Raw genomic sequence first — 2142 nt, forward strand, 5'->3', positions numbered from 1 at the left:
AAAATCCATTACCACAGACGATCAAGTGCTAATGGATACGGTAGTGGCATCAGTAGGCGTAATTTCGATAGTGATACCACTGGTCAACATGGTTGCTGTCTCTCTCCCTGAGGAGCAACGAGGAGTAGGAATAGGTATGAATACATTAATAAGAACTATCGGAAGTTCTATTGGTCCAGTTATTGCAACAGTGTTCATGGATACTTATACAGCGTGGATTGTTGATATTGTTAATAATCAGTTCATTCCAATAGCGTCAGTACCTTCATTTACAGCGTTTCATTGGATATACATTGCCGGAATGGTGTTAATGATCTTGAATTTAATAGTTTCACTAGCGACTAGGAATTACGTTATTAAGACAAGTGTTAGAACTGCTGGACATTAGTTTTTAATGAAAATCTTTTTATAAATTTCCAAGTTGCATTGCAAGATGATGATAGGTTTTTCCTTAAAGAAGGGAATGATAAAATGCCCATAAACCTTTTTTCTAGGCATCAAAATAGAAGTTAGTAAGATTATATCCTCAAAATGGCTTAGCATTAGCATGACGCCAAATCCCTAAAATACTTACTCTATACTTAGCATTATTAGACAACTTCTTATCCACATATACTCCTTGTTGATTTCCTCCAACCCCTTAAGGTTACCTTAGGGCATCTAATTGTTTCCCCTCATCGATTCTCACATAAGAGGCAGTCAAGAGGCTCAAGTAACCCCTCCCATCTACATCTAAAATTGGCTTTAAAAAACATAATTTGTAGTGTGATATTATAAACAAAAAGTCTCTAACAAATAAGTTTAATATAAAATTAAAGAACTACAATAAACTCCTAGCTTTCATTGCGCTTACAACTCTATCAACAGCTAGAGCCATAGCAGCTGTTCTTAAGTCGTGGTCTTCCATCTTTCTTTGATGATATTCATAAAGTGTGCTAAATGCATTAGTCATTCTATCTACGATTAGCTTCTTAGCCTCTTCGTCCTTTATTATTTCACCCATTTTATTGTTAGCCCACTCTACATAACTCCCTACGACTCCTCCCGCATTTGCTAAAATGTCTGGTATAACAACTATTCCTCTTTGTTTCATTATATCGTCGGCATCAGCGGTTAAAGGTCCATTAGCACCTTCAACTATGATTTTAGCTTTAACCTTTGGTGCATTAAACTTATTTATAACGTTCTCTATAGCTGCGGGTATTAATATGTCACAGTTAGAGATCAGTAGTTCATCATTAGTTACTTTCTTACCTTCAGGATAGTTTACTACGCTTCCGGTCTTATCTCTAATCTCCATCGCCTTCTCTGGATCTATCCCATTTTCATTAATAACTCCTCCTTTTGAATCGCTAATTCCGATGATCTTTGCACCCATTTCATGTAGGAACTTAGCAGCAAAGGATCCTACATTTCCATAACCTTGTATAATTACTCTAGCTCCTTCAATTCCTCCAATGTACTTCTTACTAGCTTCCTTAGCTATAGTAGCTACTCCCAGCCCAGTACTGTATAATCTAACTCCAATCCCTCCTAACTCGACTGGTTTTCCAGTAAATACGGCAAAGTCAATTCTTCCAGTAATTTTGATATACTCGTCTAGAAACCACGCCATTGTTTGAGGATTAGTATTAACATCGGGTGCAGGAATATCTAAGTCACTTCCTAAATATTTATATATAGCTTGTATATACTTTCTAGATAATTGTTCTATTTCGTCTTTAGTTAATTTTTGAGGATCAACCCTAATTCCTCCTTTTCCTCCTCCATAAGGTAGTAGTAAGAGGGAGTTCTTCCAGGTCATTATCATTGATAGTGCTACTACTTCGTCCTCAGTTACGTTAGGATGGTATCTAACTCCACCCTTATAAGGTCCTAAAGCAGAATTATGCTGGCTCCTCCAACCCATAAAAGTCTTTATTTTTCCATCAGATCCCCTTATTTGTATTTTGACTTGAATAACTCTTTCTGGCTTAGACAAGGTATCTAAAGTTTCATTATCTAAGCCTAAAATTTCCCCTACCTTATACAATTTCTTAACTTGTTGAGTATACAAACTAGAACTGAGAACTTCTTCCATCATTATCTTATTGGAATAGTAGATTATAAATTTATTCCAACTTTATTTTAAAATCTTTGGTA

1 protein-coding gene and 1 pseudogene are annotated in these 2142 nt (G+C 35.8%); one reads left to right on the top strand and one right to left on the bottom strand.

Annotation, left to right across the window (positions count from 1 at the left end):
- A pseudogene (locus DMP16_RS09290) lies at positions 1-388 on the top strand (MFS transporter); the annotation flags it as partial.
- 432 nt (positions 389-820) lie between these two features.
- Here DMP16_RS09290 and DMP16_RS09295 read toward each other — a convergent pair.
- Positions 821-2080, bottom strand: coding sequence for a Glu/Leu/Phe/Val dehydrogenase (locus DMP16_RS09295; RefSeq protein WP_069283312.1), 1260 nt, complete (start codon positions 2078-2080; stop codon positions 821-823).
- Positions 2081-2142 lie beyond the last annotated feature (62 nt).

The sequence above is a fragment of the Sulfolobus sp. B1 genome (assembly GCF_007050195.1).
In the GTDB taxonomy this organism is placed as follows: Archaea; Thermoproteota; Thermoprotei_A; order Sulfolobales; family Sulfolobaceae; genus Saccharolobus.

Excerpts from the sequence above, each read along its gene's own strand:
- DMP16_RS09295 (WP_069283312.1), bottom strand. The coding sequence starts at position 2,080 with ATGGAAGAAGTTCTCAGTTCTAGTTTGTATACTCAACAAGTTAAGAAA.